We start from the raw sequence: 22,561 nt of genomic DNA on the forward strand, positions 1-22,561 counted from the left end.
TATACTGAACGGTTCAAACAAAATAATTACAAATTAGTACCGAAAATCTTTGATTTTCTTGCGCCTTAAAAACAGTATATATTCAAAAAGCCTTGCGCCCTTGCGTATTCCAACAAACATTTTATTAATATTTATAAAAAAGACTCCGCTGTAACCAGCAGAGCCTTCATTAATATAATATAGTTGTATGTTATTCAATTTTAAAACTTCATTCGCTGAATTCTTACTGCATTTAAGATTGCCAGCAAAGCAACTCCAACATCTGCAAAAACGGCTTCCCACATCGTTGCCAGACCTCCTGCTCCAAGTACAAGTACAACTGCTTTTACCGCAAAGGCCAGGATAATATTCTGCCAAACAATTTTTTTCGTTTGTTTACCAATATTGATCGCCATTGGAATTTTACTTGGTTTATCATCCTGAATAACGACATCCGCAGTTTCAATCGTAGCATCACTTCCTAAACCTCCCATTGCAATTCCCACGTCACTTAAAGCAACTACCGGAGCATCATTCACACCATCCCCTACAAAGGCAACGGTTTGATTTTTTGCTTTGATCTCTTTTACTTTATTCACTTTATCTTCCGGAAGAAGATCTCCAAATGCATTATCAATTCCCAACTGATCGGCTACATATTTTACTACGGTTCCTTTATCTCCACTCAACATAGTAGCTTTCACTCCCATTTTGTGAAGATTATCAACGGTTTCTTTTGCATCTGCTTTAATACTGTCTGCGATGGTAATATATCCTGCGAATTTTTTATCATACGCAACAGCAATAAGGGTATACACAATATTAGCATGATTGATATCGTAGCTGATATTGAATTTATCCATTAATTTAAAGTTCCCTACCAGCAATTCTTTTCCATTAACTGCTGCTTTCAATCCGTGACCTGCAATTTCTTCTACATCATCCATCGGAATGGAATAATTAATATCTCCTACATAATTGTGAATGGCAGTAGCTACCGGGTGTGTACTTTTACTTTCCAGCAGATTGACCAACTGCATGATTTCATCTTTATTGAATTCAGAGCTCATGCTTACTTCCTGAACTTTGAAAACTCCTTCCGTCATGGTTCCGGTTTTATCCATCACTACATTCTGAATCTCTGCAATGCTATCGAGAAAATTGCTTCCTTTAAATAAAATTCCGTTTCTACTGGCTGCTCCGATTCCTCCAAAGTATCCTAGCGGAATAGAAATTACTAAGGCACAAGGGCATGAAATTACAAGGAAGATCAATGCTCTGTACAACCAATCTCTAAACAGATAATCGCTGACAAAGAAGTAAGGCAAGAAAGTAATTCCTATCGCCAGAAATACGACAATCGGCGTGTATACTTTTGCAAATTTTCTGATGAATAATTCTGTAGGCGCTTTCTGAGCGGTTGCGTTTTGAACCAACTCCAATATTTTACTTAATTTACTGTCTTCATAAGCAGTAGTTACTTTTACCAAAGCAATACTATTCATATTAATCATCCCCGCCAAAACAACTTCACCTTTATTTTTGGTATCCGGTTTACTTTCCCCGGTCAAAGCTGCGGTATTGAATGAAGCTGAATCGGAAATCAGTTCTCCATCCAGTGCCAGCTTTTCACCAGGTTTTAACTGGATCACATCTCCTATTTTGGTTTCTTTAGCTTTAATGGTTTTAGGCTGATTATTTTCCATAATAGTAACCTCATCAGGTCGTTGATCTAATAAAGCTTTGATATTTCCTTTCGCTCTGGTTACCGCCATAGACTGAAAAACCTCTCCTACTGCATAAAAAAGCATTACCGCAACTCCTTCAGGATATTCTCCGATCGCAAAGGCTCCAATGGTGGCAATACTCATCAGAAAGAATTCTGAAAAGACATCACCTTTCATAATGCTTTTAAAAGCATCTTTCAATACTGGGAATCCCACAGGGATATAAGCTGCCAGGAACCATACTAATCGTACCCAGCCAGTAAACCATGCTGGTTTTATATAGTTATCAAAAGCAATTCCTAATAATAAGATCACAAAAGATATAATCGCGGGCAAAAACATTTGAAAGGTGGTCTGATCGCCAGTGTCATGAGAATGACCATGGTCATCATGATCGTGGTCATGGTTATGCCCATCTCCTTCTGAATGATTATGAGTATGTCCTTTCGGATCTTTTTCCGGGGTTGTACTACAGCATTTTTCCATAACTGATATTTTTATACAAATGTAAGGGTGAGACTGATGCAATGCTATTGCAAACTTTCAAGACAATTTTCACAGATTCCTTTAGCAAAGAGTCTTATTTCATCAATTCGGAAATTGGTTTGTATATTTCCGGAAAGGAAATATCCTCTTTACAGGTGGTCTGTTTGCATATTTTACAATAGAAATGGAGATGCCAGTCTTTATGTGTTTTTTCATCACAATCGTCATCACATAACTTGTATTTTGTGGTGGTATTTTCCTGGATGCTGTGAACGATTCCCTTTTCTTCAAAGGTTTTTAATGTTCTGTAAATGGTAATTCGGTCTGCATTCTCAAAGTGATTTTCTATTTCAGACAAAGACAATGCTGCGTCTTGTGAGCTTAAAAAATCATACACCAAAATCCTCATACTGGTAGGCTTGGTATTTTTATCGATGAGTTTGTTTTCTATATCTTTTTTCATTTTTAGTCTTTTAAAATATTACAGATGTACTTCATTTTCTTCGTACCCTTCTTCCTCTATCTGAAATGTTGTATGGTTTATTTTAAAATTTTCAACAGTGGTATCTGTCAGTGTTTTTAACAATTGATTCTGGGAAACTCCGTTATCTTTAACCACGTGAGCACTCATCGCATTGACACTTGAAGTCAGTGACCATACATGTAGATCATGCACATTTTTCACGCCCTGAACCTGCTCCAATGATTTTCTTAATGTATGAATATCCACATCCGCCGGAGTTCCTTCTAATAATACATTGATTGCTTCTTTTAACAGTCTCCATGTTCTAGGGAATATTAATAATCCAATCGCTGCTGAAATCAATGGATCGGCATAATACCAGCCTGTTGTCAGCATAATAATACCAGCAATCATTACCCCTACGGAAGTCAGCATATCGGAAAGTACTTCAAAATAAGCGCCTTTCATATTCAAACTTCCTTCTGAATCTTTTCTAAGAATCATCATCCCGACAATATTGACCAATAACCCAATTCCTGCTACAATCAACATAGATTTACTCTGTACTTCCGGCGGATTCTGAAATCGCTTATACGCTTCAAACAGTACATATATCGAAATTCCCAACAAAACGACAGCATTGATAACTGCTGCTAATATTTCGGTACGATAATATCCATACGTTCTGGAAGGATCTGCTTTTTTCTCGCCTATTTTTATGGCTATAAATGCCAGCAAGAGTCCTACTACATCAGTCAGCATGTGAGCAGCATCTGCCAATAATGCAAGACTGTTAGTTACAATTCCGCCTATGACCTCAGCAATAAGATAGGTTCCGCTAAGGCAAAGTACGATCAGCAAGTTTTTTTTTATGTCTGCTTGCTGCGGAGGGAGTTTGTATTTGTGTTTGGGTATTTTCCATAGTTAATGGCTTATTTACATTTCATAATAAGATGTATTTTCTTTTTTCAAAGGCACGTTTTGTTCTCCTATCATTTGTCTGATATTGATTTCTATGGTTTGAGCCAGAGAAGTCACCGGAGTATCCACAGGTCTGTTTTCAAATGGATCCTGCATCATAATGGAAGTTTTTTCTATGGCAATGAATACAATCGGAACCAGGAAAGTAACGAGAATCTCTACAATCAGCTGAGAATCATCCAGTCCAAATGGAAGTATTATTGCAAATACATAGATTAAGGTATGAACCAGAATGCTGTAAGCTCTTGGAAAAACGGTATTTTTTAATCTTTCACATTTCCCCATGCTGTCGCAAAGTCTTGTCACCATATCATTCAACTGCATTTGCTGAAAATCTGTCAATTTTGAAGATCCAATTTCTTTAAGTTGCTTTGAATGTGCATCCAGAAGAGCATTGGGAATATTAACAGCTTTGATTTGATTTTCATTCAAATAGTTCTGAACTTTATCTGAAAAAGGTAATTTCCTCAATGATTCTCCCAAAGCATAAGTCCAGATGATCTGCCGTTCTGCAAATTCTCTAACCGTTTTATGATCTTCAGCGGGTAAAAACTGGATGACCTGTCTTACAAAGCTTCTGGAATCATTCACAATAGCACCCCAAACCGTTCTTGCTTCCCACCATCTTTCATAAGATTGGGAGGTTCTGAATGCCAGTAGTAATGATACTGCTGTTCCTAAAAGTGCAGGGATATTCAATGGAAGTGAAATTTTCCGAAACCATGGCAGCATATCCAAAAGTCCGATGGCTACCGCAAATATTCCTATAAACAGAATTTGAGATTTTATTTCACGGATGAAATACCAGACTGATATTTTTTTGTTTAATAGCATAATAGGTCATGTATTACATAGTATAAAAACATTATTTTTTTAACCACAAAAGTCACAAAAGCTTTTATTCTAAACACTTTAGTTCACTTAAGCAAGTATAAAATGAAACCTTATAAAGTTCACATAAGGTGAAAATCAAAGATTTTATAGTTCAAAAACATCTGATATTTTTATTCAAAAAAACATTCAAATGACATTGTAAGATAATCTTTACTTTCCTCAGTCGGTTTTTATAATAAGTCCGTAAACAGTTCTAATTTACGTATAAAAATCGACATTTTATTGATCCCAATCACCTCCATTAGTGTTCGTGTTCTCCTGAATTTACTAGTTTAGCATTCACAAAAAAGGCTCCTTTTACTACAATTTTAGCATTGTCCGGAATATTCCCAACAGGGGTAATGGCAGTATAGCCCATATCTGAAGTTCCCTTCACGATTTCTATTTTCTCGAAGTTTAAAGTTTTCGGATGAGGTTTTCCTTTTTCATCATGTTCTTCCTCTGCTTTTTTATCGGTTTGAATAAAGACATAGAATTTTCCGTCTGCTTCTACAATAGCTTCTGTAGGAACTGCAGGTGTAACACTTTTATCAAGGCTTACGATCCCTGTGATATTCATTCCATCAATCAATCCCGTTTTATTTCCAATCACTTCGCAGTGCATTGAAATGGTTTTACTTTCGTTTTCAAAAGAGGATCCAATACTGTAAATCTTGGCATCATATTCTGTCTCAGGATTATTCGTCAGTTTGAAATGAACAATCTGCCCTACTCTCATTTTTGGAAGATCTTTTTCAAACACCTGAAGATCCAGGTGAATAGAACCGTTATCAATTACCGTGGCCACAGGAGAAGAAATATCCACATAACTTCCAATCTGTGCAGTGATTCCACTAATGGTACCACTGATTGGAGCTGTAATGACCAAACCGGATCTCATATTACCATTGTTTACATTTCCGGGATTGATTCCCATCATCTGAAGCTGCTTTAAAAGAGAGGCTCTTTTCGTTTTTAGGGTTTTCAATTCAGCATCAGCATTCTGAAGATTCTTTTTAGCCCCTGCATCATTATCAAAAAGCTCTCTTTGTCTTCTGAATTCCTGTTCAGCATAAGTAATTCTGCTGTTGGTGGTTAAATAATCCTCCTGAAGCTGTATGTATTCCGGGTTGGCAATAGTGGCAATTACCTGTCCTTTTTTTACAATGCTTCCTACCTGAATGTTTATGGTTTTAATAATTCCCCCGTACAAAGAAGTGATGGTTGCTTTATTGCTGTTAGGAACACTCAAAAGACCATTGGCTTTAATCGTTGAGGTCAGTTCTTTCATTTCTACCGATCCCAATGCAACACCTACAGATTTCATTTGTTCTTCCGTTAGGGAAGCAATGGTTTGCGGTTCTTCTTCATGTGCCTGTTCTTTCTGCTCTGTCTTTTCAGGAGCTTTTTCTTTGGCTGCTTCTTTTTTCCCACAGCTTACTGCGAACAGAGAAATGAATACAAGGGCTATGATGTTATATTTGAGTTTCATATTTGAATTTTTATTGAGTCTAAGGTCGTACACAATCGACTTCATATTATTTATTAATGATTGAATTAATGGTTACTACAGCTTGGTTCACCTGCTGAATAGATTCCAGGTATTTTAACTGAATATTCGTTGCCGTTTGCAGAGCAAAAAGATATTCTACATAGGAAATCTCTCCTGTTTTATATCCTAACTGAGCTGCTTTTACAATTTTCTCAGCATTGGGTAATGCCTGATTGGTGTAATAATCATATTGTTGGATATCCTGCTGATACTGATTGAAAGCATTTTCCAATTGGGCTGTAAGCTGTTTCTTTTGCATTTTCGCATTCGTTTCTGCTACCAGTTTATCATATTCCAATGCCTGCATTCTGGCTTTTGTAGCTCCAAAGGTTAATGGAATGGCCACACCTACTGTTGCTGACTGAAAACGTTTTCCCGAACCATAAAAATTCTCCTGCCCGTTGATGGTGTGAAGACCTATCAATGACTGGTTGGTATATCCCAAACTAAAATCGGGTAACCCTGTAGCTTTTTCAACCTTTTTATTCTTCTCCGCTATTTCCATTTCCTGATAGAAAGCTTTTACGGTAGGATTATTGGCTACAACCATACTGTCTAAGACATTTTCGGCTTTTAAAGGTTCATAGTTGGTATTGAATGGTACTTCGAGATTCTCTGAAGTATTCAGAAGGGTTTTCAAATTTTTATAGGCATTGTTCAGATAGACTTCATTTTGTCTCAATAGCAAATCAATTTCCCCTTTTTGAGTTTCTGCAGTATTGATCTCAATTTTTTTGATATCCCCTGCTTTAAATCTCACCGTTGCAATTCTGATAAATTCTTCATAAAAACCAGCCAGACTGGTCAGTTTTTCTTTATTGTACTGAAGGTATTCAATCTGATAATAATAAGTACGAACGTCTTTTATCAATTCATTGGTCGTAATCTCTTTATCGATCTGTTTGCTTTTAATATTTTCATTAATGAGTTCTTTTCTGGCTTTAAATAAAGTCGGGAAAGGAATACTTTGTGAAATGGCAAAAGACTGGTCAAATTTTGGACTGTTGTATTGCCCCAGCTGGGCATCAAAACTTAATTTGGGAAGCTCCTTAGCCGTTGGACGCAGAGCCTCTGCTGACTTAATGCTTAAATCTTTTGATTGTAAGGTCAGATTATTATTGATTGCCATCTGCACTGCTTCTTCAGCAGAAATAGGTCTGGACTGCGCTTTAAAAGTCTGTCCAAGCATCATTAATCCCAATACAAGAACGATGGTAAATGATTGCATATTATTATTTTTTCTTTTCAAAATCTTTGTATTAAAAATAATATATAACATTGGCAGCACAAATAATGTAAGGAATGTAGCCGTTACCAATCCACCAATAACTACAGTTGCCAAAGGCTTTTGTACTTCTGCTCCTGCTCCTGTAGAAATGGCCATTGGTAAAAATCCGAGGGAAGCTACGGTTGCGGTCATCAGAACAGGTCTTAGTCTGGTTTTTGTCCCTTCAAAAACTCGTTTTAAAATATCGTTTTCGCCTTCTTTTTCAAGCTGATTGAAGGTTCCGATCAGTACAATTCCGTTAAGAACCGCGACCCCAAAGAGGGCAATAAATCCGATTCCGGCACTGATACTGAATGGCATATCTCTCACAACAAGCGCAAATACTCCTCCAATAGCACTCATCGGAATGGCTGTAAAGATCAGGGCGGCTTGCTTGAATGATTTGAATGTAAAATACAACAGCATAAAAATAAGCAGCAATGAAGCCGGAACAGCAATCATCAGACGCTTGCTGGCTTCCTGAAGATTTTCAAACTGTCCGCCATAGGTAAAGTAATATCCGGATGGTAATTTCACTTTATTCAATTTGGTCTGAATATCTTTGACCACACTTTCCACATCACGCCCTTTCACATTGAATCCTATTACGATTCTTCGTTTTCCCTGTTCACGGCTGATCTGTGCAGGACCAAGTTTATAACTCACATTCGCAACCTGTGACAACGGGATCTGAGCTCCTGTAGCTGAGGTGATCATCAGGTTATTCACATCAGAAATATCAGTTCTGTGAAGACTGTCTAAACGAACTACCAAGTCAAAGCGTCTTTCGTTTTCAAAAACCTGTCCGGCAGATTTTCCTGCAAAGGCTGTACTTACCGCATTGTTGACATCTTCTATATTTAACCCGTAATTGGCAATTCTTGTTCTGTCATATTGTACGTTGATCTGCGGAAGGCCGCTTACCCTTTCAATCTGAGGAGCCGTTGCTCCATCCACGGTCTGAATGATCTTTCCAACCTTATCAGCATACACCGCCAATGAATCCAGGTTTTCTCCAAATATCTTTACGGCAACATCCTGTCTTATCCCTGTCATCAATTCATTAAAACGCATCTGAATAGGCTGGTTTTTTTCAAAAAACACTCCGGGAATGGTTTCCAGTTTTTCACTGATCTCATCCGCCAGCTCATTGTACGATTTTTTAGTCTTCCATTCGCTTTGTGGTTTCAATACTACAATCATATCGGTGGCTTCAGGCGGCATCGGGTCTGTAGGAACTTCGGCAGATCCTGTTTTTCCAACAACCATTTTCACCTCATCAAATTGTTTGATCAATCTGGAAGCCTGCATTGAGGTTTCGATACTTTGGCTGAGTGAACTTCCCTGTGGTAATATACAGTGGAAAGCAAAGTCGCCTTCCTGCAATTGGGGAATAAATTCACCCCCCATATTTTTGAAGACAAATCCTGCAATCAAAAAAACTGCGGCTGTTGCTGAAACAATAATATATTTTACTTTAATGGCTTTCTTTAATAATGGCTGATAAATTTTCTGAAGATAATTCATCATCTTATCAGAGAAAGTTTCTTTGTGTGATGCTTTTTTAGATAAGAATAAAGCACTCATCATCGGAATGTAAGTCAGGGAAAGAATCAATGCTCCAAGAATGGCGAATCCAACCGTTTTTGCCATTGGGGTAAACATTTTTCCTTCTACACCAGCCAAAGTAAGAATCGGGATATATACAATCAGGATGATGATTTCCCCGAAAGCGGCACTACTTCTGATCTTTGAGGCAGAAAGGAATACTTCTTCATCCATTTCAGACTGTGTTAAAGTCCGCATTGATTTTCTTACACCTAAATGATGGAGTGTTGCCTCAACAATGATGACTGCTCCATCTACAATTAATCCAAAGTCTATAGCTCCAAGACTCATCAGGTTGGCACTTACTCCAAAAACATTCATCATTCCTAAAGCAAATAACAAGGAAAGCGGAATGGCTGACGCCACAATAAGCCCAGCTCTAAGGTTTCCAAGGAAAACGACAAGGACGAAAATAACGATCAGAGCTCCTTCGATCAGGTTCTTTTCAACAGTATTGATTGCTCTGTCTACCAAATCTGTTCTGTCTAAAAACGGCTCTATCACCACATCATCAGGCAATGACTTCTGAATGGTAGGAATTTCGCTTTGATATTGCTCACCACTTCATTACTGTTTGCTCCCTTAAGCATCATCACTACTCCACCTACAGCATCCACTTTTCCATCATAGGTTAAAGCCCCATAACGCATTGCGCTTCCAAAACGAACATCAGCAACGTCTTTGATGAAAATTGGAACGCTTCCGGTTTCATTTTTAACGGCAATATTTTTAATATCTTCCAGGGAAGTTACCAGTCCGATTCCACGGATAAAGTAAGCATTGGGCTTTTTATCAATATAAGCTCCTCCTGTATTTTGATTATTTTTTTCAAGGGCTGTAAATATTTCGGTAATACTTGTTCCCATTGCCTTTAATCGGTTGGGATCAATAGCCACTTCATATTGTTTTAATTCGCCTCCAAAACTATTGATCTCAGCGACTCCCGGAGTTCCGTTAAGCTGTCTTCTAACGATCCAGTCCTGCATCGTTCTCAGTTCCTTGGCATTATATTTCTTTTCACTTCCTTTTTTAGGGTGAAGAATATATTGGTATACTTCACCAAGACCTGTACTTACGGGCGCTAATTCAGGAGTACCAACTCCTTTGGGAATTTCTTCCACAGCATTTTTCAGCTGTTCATTGATAAGCTGCCTGGCAAAGTAAACATCCACATTTTCTTTGAACACTACGGTAATAACAGACAGTCCGAATCTTGAAATACTTCTTGTTTCCTGAATATCCGGAACATTGGCTATACTTTGTTCAATGGGAAAGGTGACCAATTGCTCTACCTCCTGCCCTGCTAATGTAGGACATGCAGTAATGATCTGAACCTGATTGTTGGTAATATCCGGTACGGCATCTATAGGCAATTTGGTTGCACTCCATGTTCCCCAAATAACCAACACCAAGGTCATAATACCAATGACAGCCTTGTTCTTGATACTGAATTTATGATTTTATCTAACACGATTTTATTGAATTTTATTGAAAATATAGGCGTACAGTATAGAATACTGCAGCAAAAATATCATGAAAACCTCTGCAATGGTATTGCAAAGTTTCACGCAGGCGTAGAAAGCATAACTTTCTAACAGTCAATAAAATTAAATCTTGGGTGGCTGCCAGATAGGATCGTATATCTGGTAAGCAAAGTCGTTTTTATGAAATAAGATCTTCTTTGAAAAATAAGCAGGAATCTGTTCCGGAATCTCCAATAAGGGATCCATTTTAAATGCTGAAACCGTCATCTGACAACAGCTGCAAGCACATAATGGTGAACAAATATCTCCTTTGTCAGTAGAATGAGTCTCAGAAATACTTAAAGAAATTTTTTTGTTGCCCGAATTTAATGGATGAGATACGTCTTCACATGGCATCAGTGATAACGCCATGAAATAAATTGCCAGTATCCATCTTAACAGGTTCATTGCTACAAAGGTAAAGTTTTTTTCTAAAATGGGTGAATCCTCTTGATTGAATTATTACATTCTCCAAAACAGATGCCATTTTAATATTATATTTCAATCTAAAGTATTCATTAATGCTGCTTATGAAAAACGGTTACCTATATTTGAAAATATTTTTTTAAGGTCACGATGATACACAAAGGAACTATAGAAGGAAACGATTTAGAATATGACTTAGCATACATTGGATACACTTTAACCGTCGAACAAATACTATTTGTCATGAAGGTAATGAGTCCTGATTTGTTCAGGTTAACAGCAATATCTACTTACTTTCACATTTTAATGGATATGGTCAGGAAGAAGAAAACAGATTTGACAATACCCCGCAGGGAAGGGAAAAATATATAAATAATCTTTCTATCTCGGATGTATTTTATTTTTCTGAAGACATCAAATCTCACGAACCGGAAGCTCAGAAAAAGATAGGACTATATATTCTGGAATTTTGGAAGATGAGACTTTATCATCTATTTCCAGATAAAGAATTTGATTTTATTTTATCAGAAAATGGACTCTTTGATGAAAGTGGGATCTGTATTACTTTTTCTCAAGGTGTATAACAATTCAATACAAAAAAACCACCGCAAAAGCGGTGGCTAAAAAATCAAATCTAATTATTGGACTGTAGATTATAAATTGGGGTTATTTTCAATCTCCTTCAATGGAATACTGAATAAATAATAAGAACTGTTCGGAACAAACTGAGTCTTATTTGGAAAATCAAAAACCGTATGACCTTTTCCATCTACTGTTTTTATCGTTCCATTAGAGGTTGTAATCTGAACTTTGATCGGCTTTCCTTCTGTATCTACAAATGGTTTTCTCACCACTGTTCCCTGTGTTCTGATAATATCTGAAAGAGAAAATCCTTCTCCAAATAATTCTTTTCTTCTTTCAATCAAGATTTCATTCACTACATCATTTTGTGTTAATGAACCTGTGTAAGCGTTAGCCTTTCTTGCAGCTCTTAATTGATTTAAAACCGTTACTGCCTGAGTTACATTCCCATTTCTTGCTTCTGATTCTGCTTCAATCAGATACATTTCAGCAGCTCTCATATAGACAATATCTGCAATAAGTGTTGACTTAAATTTAAATTTAGCATATCTCAACAACCCTTCTCTTGATGGAAGATTATCCCATGAGAACAATTGAGTTCTGATATCATTGGTATCAAACAATTTCTGAAAGTAAGGATCTGCCATAAAGCTGTAATAATAACTTCCTGATGAAGACACATCCAGATAGTGGAAAGCATAGCTCCCATCAGATTGTTCCTGAGTTTGTCTGCTTCCCCAGATCCATTCTTCATTATTAATATCATTGAATCCATCTTTATACTTTTCCGGAGCCATCAAAGGAAAACCTTCTCTTGCCGTTTTTGCCGCAACAGCAGCTTTACTCCACTCTCCTGTATTCAGATAAACCCTTGCCAGGATACCGTTTACAACGTTACGGTTGATCTTATCTTTATAATTTCTTGTATAGTTCTTTAACAAATTATCTGCATCCGTAAGATCACTTTTAATCAAAGTATAAATATCTTCAAGACTGGATTTCTTCTTTGCTATACTACTTGTTGTTGAAGGCTCTATATAGATCGGAGCCGTTAACGCACTCTTATCTTTAAGGTAACTGAATTGATAAAAGCTGGCAATATTCAGATAACAGAAAGCACGCAATGCTTTTGCCTGACCTTTTACCTGATCTTTTTTTGCCTGGCTTCCTTCCGTTGCATCAATTTTCGCAATAACATTATTCATATTATTGATGGTGGAATACAACATTGTCCAGATAAATAATGGGCGAGAAACTGTACTATTCACCATTTCCGTAAAATCGTAGGTAGATGCGAAACCATATTTATTAGTTAATACAGCTACATCGCTTCCCATCGCATCACTTGCTCTTAAAACAGTAGAATATCCAATATTCGCAAAAGTAGTCCCGTCATTATTGAATTTTGCCCATGTTCCGTTGATTACCGTTTCCGCACTTTCAGCTGTTTTGAAAACCTCTTCACTGGTAGCTTGATCTGTAGGAGCGGTATCCATTTCACTCTCACAGCTTGTAAGCGACCATAATCCTATTAAAGCAAAAGATAAATATTTTAAATTTTTCATTGTTTAAATTTTAAAAGTTAGAAAGTTGCCTGAAGACCAAAAGTGACCGTTCTCATTGCCGGATACCTGAAATAAGTTGTCCCATCCAATGCCTGCTCAGGATCCATTCCTTTATGTTTATAGAAGGTCAGAAGATTTTCTGCCTGAACATAAATTCTGAACTTTTTCAATCCTAATGTTTCAAAATAATCAGATGGAAGCGTATATCCTAAACTTACATTCTTAAGTCTTGCATACGTCCCTGAATAAAGGAATCTTGTAGACGTTGATGTCCAGTTGTTGGTTTTCGTGTTTTAAAGCAGGAACATCTGTATAAGGATTGTCCGGAGTCCATCTGTTCAGCATTTCTGTTCCCCATGCACGTCCGCCTAAGTTTTCCGCTATGTAAGATGGAAGCATAATCTGAATCCAAAAATCTTCCCACCAATTTTTAAATGTTAACAGCGCTGAAAAAAATCAAAGCTTTTTATAATTGATACTCGTACTCACACCTCCTGTTAGCTTAGGTAAAGCAGAACCTTGCAATATTTTTTTGTAGCTTTAGCATATTCGGATGTTGTTCCTTCTACCTGGTTTCCATTAGCATCTTTCGTAATGGTCTTCCATAATGGCTTTCCGTTGCTTGGGTCTACCCCTGCCCATTCCTGAATGTAAAAAAATCATAAACAGAACCTCCTACATTCAATTGCTTAGTCGTTCCAATCACAAGTGGCCCGTTAGGTAATTTTGTGATTTTATTATTTAAAGTACTTAGGTTAACATCGACATTCCATTGGAAATCTTCCGTTTTAATAGGTGTAGTAAACAATGAAAATTCAAAACCAGTATTCTTTATGGTTCCTACATTGGCCGGATAGTCACTAATTCCTAAGGACGGAGCCACCGGTACGTTAAACAACAGGTTTTTACTTTTTCTTTCAAAATACTCTACATTACCTTTAATCCTGTTATTAAGAATCGCAAACTCCAACCCTACATTCAGGTTAAGGTTCGTTTCCCATATCAGATTAGGAGTACCTACTTTTTCTAATGTTTTTCCGGGTTCACCAGCAAGCGGTGAATCTTTATATAATTCCTGGTAAGCATAATAAAGAGCTGAACCATTTGGCTTTTGTAATTTGTCATTTCCTTGTCCACCATAACTTGCACGCAACGTCAATAGATTAAAGAAATTCAGGTTTTTAACAAACTCTTCGTTTGAAAGTTTCCAAGATCCGCCGACAGACCAAAATGTTCCCCATCTGTTATTTTTTGAAAATCTTGAAGAGCTATCTGCTCTTGTTGATGCGGATAAGAAGTATTTATTATCAAAGTCATATTCCACTTTTCCAAGGAAACTTAATAAGCTTAACTTATCACTGTTTCCTCCGAAATCTACCAATAAAGAAGCGGCATCAGGTTCATAGTAATTAGGCAATGAAAACCCTTGTCTGCTTCCAGAAATAATCTGGTAGTCATATTTGTAAAATTCATGTCCACCTAACACATTAATATGGTGCCTGCCAAACCTCTTATCATAGGTAAGAATATTACTGGTGGTATAGGAAAGCGTTCTGCTATTGGTCTTTCTTACAGATCCTCCGGTCTCTTTCCTTGGCCAAGAAGCGGATTCGTATAATAATGTTCATTATAGTTCACCAAATCAACAGAAAAGCTTGATCTAAATTTCAATTCCGGAAGGAATGTTAATTCCATAAAACCTTTTCCTGAAAAGTTATCAATCTTATTTTCATTCTTATCCAATGGTAAGCTTGCCGCTAAATTCTGATTCTGAAGTGCTGCCGTAGGTCTGTATCTCCCAAAATCATATACTTTGTTTCCGTCAGCGTCTAATACGTAAGAACCGTCAGGATTTCTTTCAAGTATGGATAGAAAGATGGAATCGCTCTCGCAGCCTGAATAATATTGCTTGCCTTAGAATCTGAAGAACTCGGAGCCTGCTGAATACTGTTGGTATAACTTAGGTTCACCCCAACATTCAGCCACTTTTTAACTTCTGAATTAATCTTTAACCTTGTATTATATCTTTTAAACCCTGACTCAATCGCCATTCCTTTATCGTCCAAATATCCTAATGAAAAGAAATAATTGCTTTTCTCACTTCCACCACTGATATCAAGATCTACCTGATTTCTGGAAGCCACTCTTTGTAAAACATCTCTCCAGTCATCATTCCATAAAGCTCTTGCTCCCGGTAATAACTTTCCGTCAGTGCCTATTGGTTTTGGATAATTAGCTCCATAAGGATTAATCCCTAAATTAGAAATAATATTATCCGTCGCCATCTGCGCTGCCTGCTGAGCTGAAATTGAACCAGACTGATATCCGTTTCTCATTGCCTCCCAGTATAATTGGAAATACTGATCAGTATTTACTTGTTCATAGTCTTTTACTGCTCTGCCTGAGAATCCCTGACTTATATTAAAGTTGACTCTTGCTTCACCTTTTTTACCAGACTTTGTAGTAACGATAATAATTCCGTTTGCCCCTCTTGAACCATACAAAGCACTTGCAGTGGCATCTTTTAGTACACTGATGGATTCTATATCATTAGGACTGATTCCATTGATATTTCCATCAAAAGGAATTCCATCTACAACATATAGAGGTTCACTGGAAGCACTTACCGAGCCTACTCCTCTGATTCGGATGGTAGCGGTAGCTCCAGGCTGCCCTGAAGCACCCGTAACCTGAATTCCGGGAACTTGTCCTTCTAATGCTTTCGTAACATTGGTTACGGGTCTGTTATTGATTTTATCGCTGGAAATTGTTGCTACTGATCCGGTATAGCTGTTTCTTTTTGCCTTTCCATAGGCTACTACAACCACTTCATCAATTTCTTTTTCTCTAAGAGTATCTTTTTTAGGTTTGGAATTCTGTCCGTTTACACTTACCACCCCTAGAAAAAAGGCAGCAACTGACGGAATCCAAATTTTAGAATTGAATAAATTTTTACTAATCATAATCAATTTTGTTTACCATATATTAAAATTTTGCCCTTTACCGAAAAGTCAGCAAAGGGCATCGATAAATACGATAAACCAAATGCTTATTTTTCCTTTAAAGGCTGAATGTAACACCTTACACAATGCAGGTTGTCAAGACTTCGTAGGGTCAGTTCCCTCCATCTTTCTTTATAAGCCGATCGAAATATGGTTGCAAAGCTATAAACTTTTAGTCTATAAAACAAGTAGACTTATAGATTTTCATGATAATTTTTCAAAAATTAACATAAGTTTTTATTAAAACCCTCCACAAAAAGGAATTATAACGATTATCATTTTATTAAACATGACAAATATCATTATCAATACTATAATTACAAAAACACAAGAGATTCTAAAGTTTTTAACCTTTAATTGAAAAAACTTTTTAATTTTATAGAATGAAAGTTTTGATTATAAATGGGCCAAACCTAAATCTTTTAGGAACCCGGGAACCTGAGATCTACGGAAATATTTCTATGGAAACATATCTGGAAAACTTAAAATCTGAGTTTCACACTCATGAATTAAGTTATTATCAATCCAATATTGAAGGCGAACTGATCAACAGGCTTCAGGAAGATGATTTTGATGCTGTTGTAATTAATCCAGGGGCTTTTACCCATTATTCTTATGCGATCGCTGACTGTCTGAAGAATATTAGAAAGCCAAAAATAGAAGTTCATATCAGCAATATTTATAAAAGGGAGGAATTCAGACAGAAATCCGTTACAGCAGCCAATACCGATGCCGTTTTATCCGGATTTGGGATGGATGGATACAGATTGGCAATCCTGAGTTTGAAATAATCAAATCATGAATCTTCAGATTTTATAATATATAAATATTTTGCTCGCAGATTTAGCAGATTACGCAGATCTTATTTTTATAGGGTTTCATATTTTTCCCCAAACATCTGTAAAATCAGCTTAATCAGCGAGAGTAAAAATAAAAAAGCCTCATCAATGATGAGGCTTTCTATTTGTACTTTATCTGATTAGATAGTTTGCTCTTGCAATTGAGGTCCTGAAGGGATTAGTCTCTTCCCTTCTTCAGTACCGCAATACTGTTCGAAGTTTTTGATATATCTTGAAGCAAGATCTTTTGCTTTTTCTTCCCATTCTGAAGTATTTTCGTACGTATCTCTAGGATCAAGGATACCTGTAGAAACGTTTGGAAGTTCAGTAGGAATCTCAAGGTTCATGATTGGAACCTGAGTTTTAGGAGCGTTATCGATAGATCCGTCAATGATTGCATCAATGATTGCTCTTGTATCTTTTAGAGAAATTCTCTTACCAGTACCATTCCATCCTGTATTTACTAAATAAGCTTTAGCTCCGTGTTCTTTCATTTTTCCGATCAATGTTTTAGAATACATTGTTGGGTGTAATGTAAGGAACGCTTCTCCAAATGCCGGAGAGAAAGATGGCTGAGGTTCAGTAATTCCTCTTTCAGTCCCTGCTAATTTAGAAGTATAACCGCAAAGGAAGTGGTATTGAGCCTGATCTTCGTTCAGGATAGAAACCGGAGGAAGTACTCCGAATGCATCTGCTGAAAGATAAACGATTTTCTTCGCATGACCAGCCTTAGATGGTAATACAATTTTGTTGATATGATAGATTGGATAAGAAACTCTTGTGTTTTCAGTGATAGACCCGTCAGTATAATCTGCTTGTCCATTGTTCACTACAACGTTTTCAAGAAGTGCATCTCTTTTGATCGCTCTGAAGATATCCGGTTCTTTTTCTTCTGATAGGTCGATTACTTTAGCGTAGCATCCTCCTTCATAGTTGAATACTCCGTTATTATCCCATCCGTGCTCGTCATCACCGATAAGGTACCTTTTCGGATCTGCTGACAACGTAGTTTTTCCTGTTCCTGAAAGACCAAAGAATAAAGCTACATCACCTTTCTCACCTACGTTTGCAGAACAGTGCATAGAAGCCATACCTTTTAATGGAAGGTAATAGTTCATCATTGCAAACATACCTTTCTTCATCTCACCGCCATACCAAGTACCACCAATGATTTGAAGTTTTTCAGTAAGGTTGAACATGACAAAGTTTTCAGAATTCAATCCTTGAGCTTCCCAGTTAGGATTTGTTGTTTTGGAACCGTTGATTACTGTGAAATCTGGTTCGCCAAAGTTTTCAAGCTCATAGTGAGAAGGACGGATAAACATGTTGGTAACAAAATGCGCCTGCCATGCTACTTCCATGATAAATCTTACTTTAAGTCTTGTATCTGCATTTGTTCCACAGAAAGCATCTACTACATAAATTTTCTTAGCTTCTGAAAGCTGAGTCATCACTAGTTCTTTACAAGACCCGAAAATTTCCGACGTTGTTGGTAAGTTTACTTTACCATCCCAGAAAATTGTATCTCTTGTAACATCATCCTGAACAATATATCTGTCTTTAGGTGAACGACCTGTGAAAATTCCTGTTTTTACTGATACCGCGCCCGATTCCGTAAGTTCCGCTTTCTCAAACCCCTGATTTTCAGGAGAAACTTCAGCCTGATATAATTCTTCATAAGAAGGATTACACACTACTTCATAGTTTCCTTTAATCCCTAATTTCTCTAAATCCTGGATGATTTTAGTGTTTTTCATTTTACTTATATTTTCTATTTCTTTATTGACTTCAACAAAAATAATATTAATTATTTGTTAAAGGTGGTTTAAATATACTGATATAAGTCAGAATGACAAATAAAAAAACAGACCTGTAAAATATTGATTATAAATCAATTAAATTTGACCATTCAAAAATAGTTGTAAAATCTTTCTCCCAAAAATAGTCTTTGAAGCCCCCAAATTTGGCACTCATCACAAAATCTCCGCCCCAAGCGCCCAAACTTTTGACAAATACAGGACAATCTGAGAACATTTTTTCTTTAACTGTAGGAATTTCAATAAAATCGGAGATTTTACGTTCATGAATCATCATTAATTCAGAAAAAGTTTCCAATTCATTGCATAATAAAATTTTCTTTGTGATTTCTGAAAATTCATCCACCAATTCCTGAGACTTCTTTTTCGATTTATAAAGATTGATTCCTTCCCTGCTATCTTGTTTCTGATTTAAGTGGATAAAGATCAATTCATTTTTAAAAGATGGATTAAAATCTGCTTTCTCATATTTAATCTCAGGTTTGCTCTGAAAAAGAACGGCAGATTTCTCTTTTGCGACAGCAATATCATAACCGCTGCCCCCTAAACTGATTGTATTTAAATGAAAAGGATCTATTTGCGCCCACTCTGCAAGATTGTTCATTAAAGTAGAACTGCTTCCTAGCCCAAAATCAGCGGGAAACTGGAGATTAGTTTTTAAAAGGTAAGTATAATCGTTTTTGAATTTTGTAGCAGAAAGCTGCTGAACATTCTTTAATGTCTTTAAAATGAATTCAGCGCTTGATGGAATATTGGTTTCGAGAATCTGCCAATTTTCATAATCAATGACAGCTTTTAACCAAGGTTTGTTTTGATGGAGGGCTTCCCAGAGAATCAAAGATTGGCTATCATCTTTCTCTTCAAAGAAAAACTCTTGTCCCAGCTTGGTTGGTACCGCTAAGACAAGAGCTCCATCGATTGCGAAATATTCTGAAGTAAGCATAAGCTTGCCCGGTGAAAATATCGCGTTCATATTGTATTAATTAGATGGCAGAAGCAGAATCTACTGAACTGTCAATTTTTTTGATCAATCCTTGAAGAGTTTTTCCTGGCCCTACTTCTATGAAGTTAGAGGCACCATCTTTAATCATATTCTGTACAGACTGAGTCCATTTTACGGGTCCAGTAAGCTGATCGATAAGATTTTGTTTGATCTCATCAGGATTTGTAACTGCTGTAGTGGTAATATTCTGGTATACAGGAATAGTAGCTTTTCTGAATTTCGTATTTTCGATAGCAGCAGCTAATCTTTCCTGAGCGGGCTGCATCAATGGTGAATGGAAAGCTCCGTTTACAGGTAACAATAAAGCTCTTTTTGCTCCAGCTTCTTTTAATCTTACACAAGCTTCTTCTACTGCAGAAGTTTCACCTGAGATGACCAATTGACCTGGGCAGTTATAGTTTGCCGGAACCACGATACCATTGATCTGCGCACAGATTTCTTCAACCTTAGCATCTTCTAGACCTAGAATAGCTGCCATTGAACTTGGATTTGCATCACAAGCTTCCTGCATCGCTTTAGCTCTTTCAGAAACCAATTTCAAGCCATCATCAAAAGATAAAACGCCGTTAGCTACTAATGCTGAGAACTCTCCTAAAGAGTGCCCTGCTACCATTTCAGCTCCAAGACCGTTTACTGCTTTTAATGCTGCTACTGAATGTATAAAAATTGAAGGCTGGGTAACCTCTGTTTTTTTAAGATCCGCATCCGTTCCGTTAAACATAATGGAAAGAATGTCGAAACCTAAAATTTCATTGGCAGATTCCATCAGATCTTTAATATCTTTTCTAGAATCATACAATTCTTGTCCCATTCCTACGAACTGAGAACCCTGCCCTGGAAATACAAGTGCTTTCATGTATTGAATTAAATATTATGCAAATATAACTATAATGTTAACAATATTCTTTTAAACGAAGATAAATCATTTAAGGTACCAACCTAATTACTCTGTAACCCGTGTTTACATAAGCTCCGTTGGCTTTAGATTTTACAAACTCAAATTTGGTGGCAAGCTGAGTCTGCACCTTATTCATTTGTTTGAAAATTTCTCCTTTTTTATTTTCTCTTGTCAACATATCATTAACAACATCAAAACCTACGATCGCATATTTTGGAGGAGTCTTGCAATATTTGCTCTTGTAAGCGGCTAGAATCTCTTTTTCAAAATTACCATCTGTATTGATCTTTCTGTCCATCAGATATACCAGGCTTGCCTGGCTCAAGTCGTCTACTTTCTTTTCGAAAACCGGAGAGTAGAACATACTAAATGCCTTTACCCCATGTACTTCTTTAGAAATAGCAATCATTCTGTTGGCAAAAGTTTCTCCCATTTCATCATTGGCTAAAACAGCGATAACCGGAGCAGATTGTCCTGTCATCATATTTTGATCTAATTGAATTTCTGCCGGAGAATTCACAATAACGATATTAGGATTTTTCACTGCTTTTTCAAGCCCTGATTTGATGTAGTTTGCATTTTCTTTTTTAGCGTCAGCTACTACATATATTTTTTGATCTGAATAAACTGCTTTTACTTCTTCTACAATTTTATCTGCATAGGTCTGATTATTCGTTTCAACAATAATCAAATTATTATAGTTGTATAATTCCGGTGTATTAGCAAATGGTGCTACGACAGGAATTTTTTGATTTTTAGTAAAATCTAGTACATCAATTACATTGGACTTAAAGAATGGCCCAATAATAAGATCTGTATTTTCCGGATTAATCTGTGTTAAAGAGTTTTTGAAAGAAGCTTCATTTCCAGAATCTACAATTTTGATATCCAGTTTTTGCCCTCCTCTTGCGTTTCTTTCAATAGCAAGCTTAGCTCCCGTTAAAAAGTCAAGAGCCATTCCTCTGTACTGTGTTTCATTAGTACTGTATCCGAAAGGAAGCATCAATACCACACTTAGTGCATCACCGCTTTTCTTAACGTATACCGGATCCTGCTTTTTGATTTTTAAAACCATTCCTGATTTCAATCCTTTGGAAAGATCGGGGTTAAGAGCGATTAATTCATCGATACTTACTCCAAACTTATTCACAATTGAGAATACAGTATCTCCTTGCTGAACAGTATAGGTAACATAGTCATCACCAACTACTACATTATTAGAAACTGTTGAAGATTTCTCATTCCCTGAATCCATTTTCGTTTTCGAATTGACTGGTTCAGCTACAGGTTCTGTATTTGATCTTTTTATTTTGATGGTATCACCAGGTTTTAAACCTTTTTCTTCCAATCCTGGATTTAGGGTATAAAGATCCTGTTGGCTGATTCCAAACTGTTTTGTAATTCTGTAATAATTATCTTTCGCCTGTATCACATAATTTTCGCCTTCTAATGCAGCTGTAGCTGTAATAGTTTCTGTTTTTTCTACAGGAGCTTCTACAGGTTTTGTGGCTGTTACAATGGGCTGATCACCACCATATTTTTTGATGCTGGCAAGAGGTAATGTGATCTCATCTCCAATTTTCATATGAGAATCCAATTCAGGGTTCAGCTTTCTCAGGTCTGTTTCAGAGATTCTGTATTGTTTTGTAATTCCATAGATGGTTTGCTTAGGCTGTAAAATAATTTTACCAACCGAAGTTCCCGCAATCGTACCTACTTTTTCAGGGACAACAGCTTTAGGAGCAACCTGAGTTACTGCTTTTTCTGTTTTTACGGTTAAAACATCTCCAATAGCCAACTTGCCATCTTTATGCTTAGGGTTTAGTTTCAGCAATTCATCTACAGTCATTCCATACTTCTTTGCAATGTTGTAAGGATTATCACCTTGTACAACGGTATGCGATTTTTGGGCTGAAACTCCCAAAACCATACATAAACTGGATAGAATAAAAAACCTCTTTATCATATTC

16 protein-coding genes, 2 pseudogenes and 1 riboswitch are annotated in these 22,561 nt (G+C 36.7%); of the genes and pseudogenes, 1 reads left to right on the forward strand and 17 read right to left on the reverse strand.

What is annotated here, in order from left to right; all coding sequences use genetic code 11:
• Nucleotides 1–200: 200 nt before the first annotated feature.
• From QWZ06_RS24520 to QWZ06_RS24580, 13 genes and pseudogenes are all read right to left on the reverse strand, one after another.
• Complete coding sequence (locus QWZ06_RS24520; protein ID WP_290301744.1) at nt 201–2,192, reverse strand: heavy metal translocating P-type ATPase; 1,992 nt, start codon at nt 2,190–2,192, stop codon at nt 201–203.
• 94 nt (nt 2,193–2,286) lie between these two features.
• The gene (locus QWZ06_RS24525) at nt 2,287–2,655 is read right to left on the reverse strand and encodes a Fur family transcriptional regulator (protein ID WP_435384143.1); all 369 of its coding nucleotides are present in this window, start codon (nt 2,653–2,655) and stop codon (nt 2,287–2,289) included.
• An 18-nt stretch (nt 2,656–2,673) separates the two neighbouring features.
• Nucleotides 2,674–3,577, reverse strand: a pseudogene (locus tag QWZ06_RS24530) (cation diffusion facilitator family transporter).
• 14 nt (nt 3,578–3,591) lie between these two features.
• Nucleotides 3,592–4,470, reverse strand: a complete 879-nt coding sequence (locus QWZ06_RS24535; RefSeq protein WP_290301746.1) for a bestrophin family protein — start codon at nt 4,468–4,470, stop codon at nt 3,592–3,594.
• A gap of 301 nt (nt 4,471–4,771) precedes the next feature.
• Nucleotides 4,772–6,001 carry an efflux RND transporter periplasmic adaptor subunit gene (locus QWZ06_RS24540; protein ID WP_290301747.1) on the reverse strand — a complete coding sequence of 410 codons (1,230 nt, stop codon included), beginning with the start codon at nt 5,999–6,001 and terminating at the stop codon, nt 4,772–4,774.
• A gap of 46 nt (nt 6,002–6,047) precedes the next feature.
• Nucleotides 6,048–10,407: pseudogene (locus tag QWZ06_RS24545) on the reverse strand (CusA/CzcA family heavy metal efflux RND transporter).
• A gap of 136 nt (nt 10,408–10,543) precedes the next feature.
• A complete protein-coding gene (locus tag QWZ06_RS24550; RefSeq protein ID WP_290301748.1) occupies nt 10,544–10,867 on the reverse strand; it encodes a DUF6660 family protein in 324 nt (107 codons plus the stop codon).
• A gap of 671 nt (nt 10,868–11,538) precedes the next feature.
• Nucleotides 11,539–13,032: a RagB/SusD family nutrient uptake outer membrane protein gene (locus QWZ06_RS24555; RefSeq protein WP_290301749.1), complete on the reverse strand. Its 1,494-nt coding sequence runs from the start codon at nt 13,030–13,032 to the stop codon at nt 11,539–11,541.
• Nucleotides 13,033–13,049: 17 nt separating this feature from the next.
• Entirely contained in the window at nt 13,050–13,202 is a 153-nt protein-coding gene (locus QWZ06_RS24560) for a hypothetical protein (protein ID WP_290301750.1), read from the reverse strand.
• Between the two features lie 52 nt (nt 13,203–13,254).
• Nucleotides 13,255–13,431, reverse strand: coding sequence for a hypothetical protein (locus QWZ06_RS24565; RefSeq protein ID WP_290301751.1), 177 nt, complete (start codon nt 13,429–13,431; stop codon nt 13,255–13,257).
• Between the two features lie 229 nt (nt 13,432–13,660).
• Nucleotides 13,661–14,518: a SusC/RagA family TonB-linked outer membrane protein gene (locus QWZ06_RS24570; protein WP_353960033.1), complete on the reverse strand. Its 858-nt coding sequence runs from the start codon at nt 14,516–14,518 to the stop codon at nt 13,661–13,663.
• Between the two features lie 83 nt (nt 14,519–14,601).
• Complete coding sequence (locus QWZ06_RS24575) at nt 14,602–14,775, reverse strand: hypothetical protein (RefSeq protein WP_290301752.1); 174 nt, start codon at nt 14,773–14,775, stop codon at nt 14,602–14,604.
• An 86-nt stretch (nt 14,776–14,861) separates the two neighbouring features.
• Nucleotides 14,862–15,995: a TonB-dependent receptor plug domain-containing protein gene (locus QWZ06_RS24580; RefSeq protein WP_290301753.1), complete on the reverse strand. Its 1,134-nt coding sequence runs from the start codon at nt 15,993–15,995 to the stop codon at nt 14,862–14,864.
• An 83-nt stretch (nt 15,996–16,078) separates the two neighbouring features.
• A riboswitch (SAM riboswitch) is annotated at nt 16,079–16,175 on the reverse strand.
• Nucleotides 16,176–16,417: 242 nt separating this feature from the next.
• Here QWZ06_RS24580 and QWZ06_RS24585 point away from each other — a divergent pair.
• Nucleotides 16,418–16,825, forward strand: coding sequence for a type II 3-dehydroquinate dehydratase (locus QWZ06_RS24585; RefSeq protein WP_290301754.1), 408 nt, complete (start codon nt 16,418–16,420; stop codon nt 16,823–16,825).
• A 188-nt stretch (nt 16,826–17,013) separates the two neighbouring features.
• Here QWZ06_RS24585 and pckA read toward each other — a convergent pair whose 3' ends face one another.
• The 4 genes from pckA to QWZ06_RS24605 form a co-directional block, all read right to left on the reverse strand.
• Nucleotides 17,014–18,630: a phosphoenolpyruvate carboxykinase (ATP) gene (gene pckA, locus QWZ06_RS24590; protein ID WP_290301755.1), complete on the reverse strand. Its 1,617-nt coding sequence runs from the start codon at nt 18,628–18,630 to the stop codon at nt 17,014–17,016.
• Between the two features lie 127 nt (nt 18,631–18,757).
• Nucleotides 18,758–19,663 (reverse strand): GYDIA family GHMP kinase, encoded by a 906-nt coding sequence (locus QWZ06_RS24595; RefSeq protein ID WP_290301756.1) that lies wholly within the window; start codon nt 19,661–19,663, stop codon nt 18,758–18,760.
• A 10-nt stretch (nt 19,664–19,673) separates the two neighbouring features.
• The gene (gene fabD, locus QWZ06_RS24600) at nt 19,674–20,549 is read right to left on the reverse strand and encodes an ACP S-malonyltransferase (RefSeq protein ID WP_290301757.1); all 876 of its coding nucleotides are present in this window, start codon (nt 20,547–20,549) and stop codon (nt 19,674–19,676) included.
• Between the two features lie 70 nt (nt 20,550–20,619).
• Nucleotides 20,620–22,557, reverse strand: a complete 1,938-nt coding sequence (locus QWZ06_RS24605; protein WP_290301758.1) for a LysM peptidoglycan-binding domain-containing protein — start codon at nt 22,555–22,557, stop codon at nt 20,620–20,622.
• Nucleotides 22,558–22,561: the final 4 nt, after the last annotated feature.

This window comes from Chryseobacterium tructae (assembly GCF_030409875.1).
In the GTDB taxonomy this organism is placed as follows: domain Bacteria; phylum Bacteroidota; class Bacteroidia; order Flavobacteriales; family Weeksellaceae; genus Chryseobacterium; species Chryseobacterium tructae.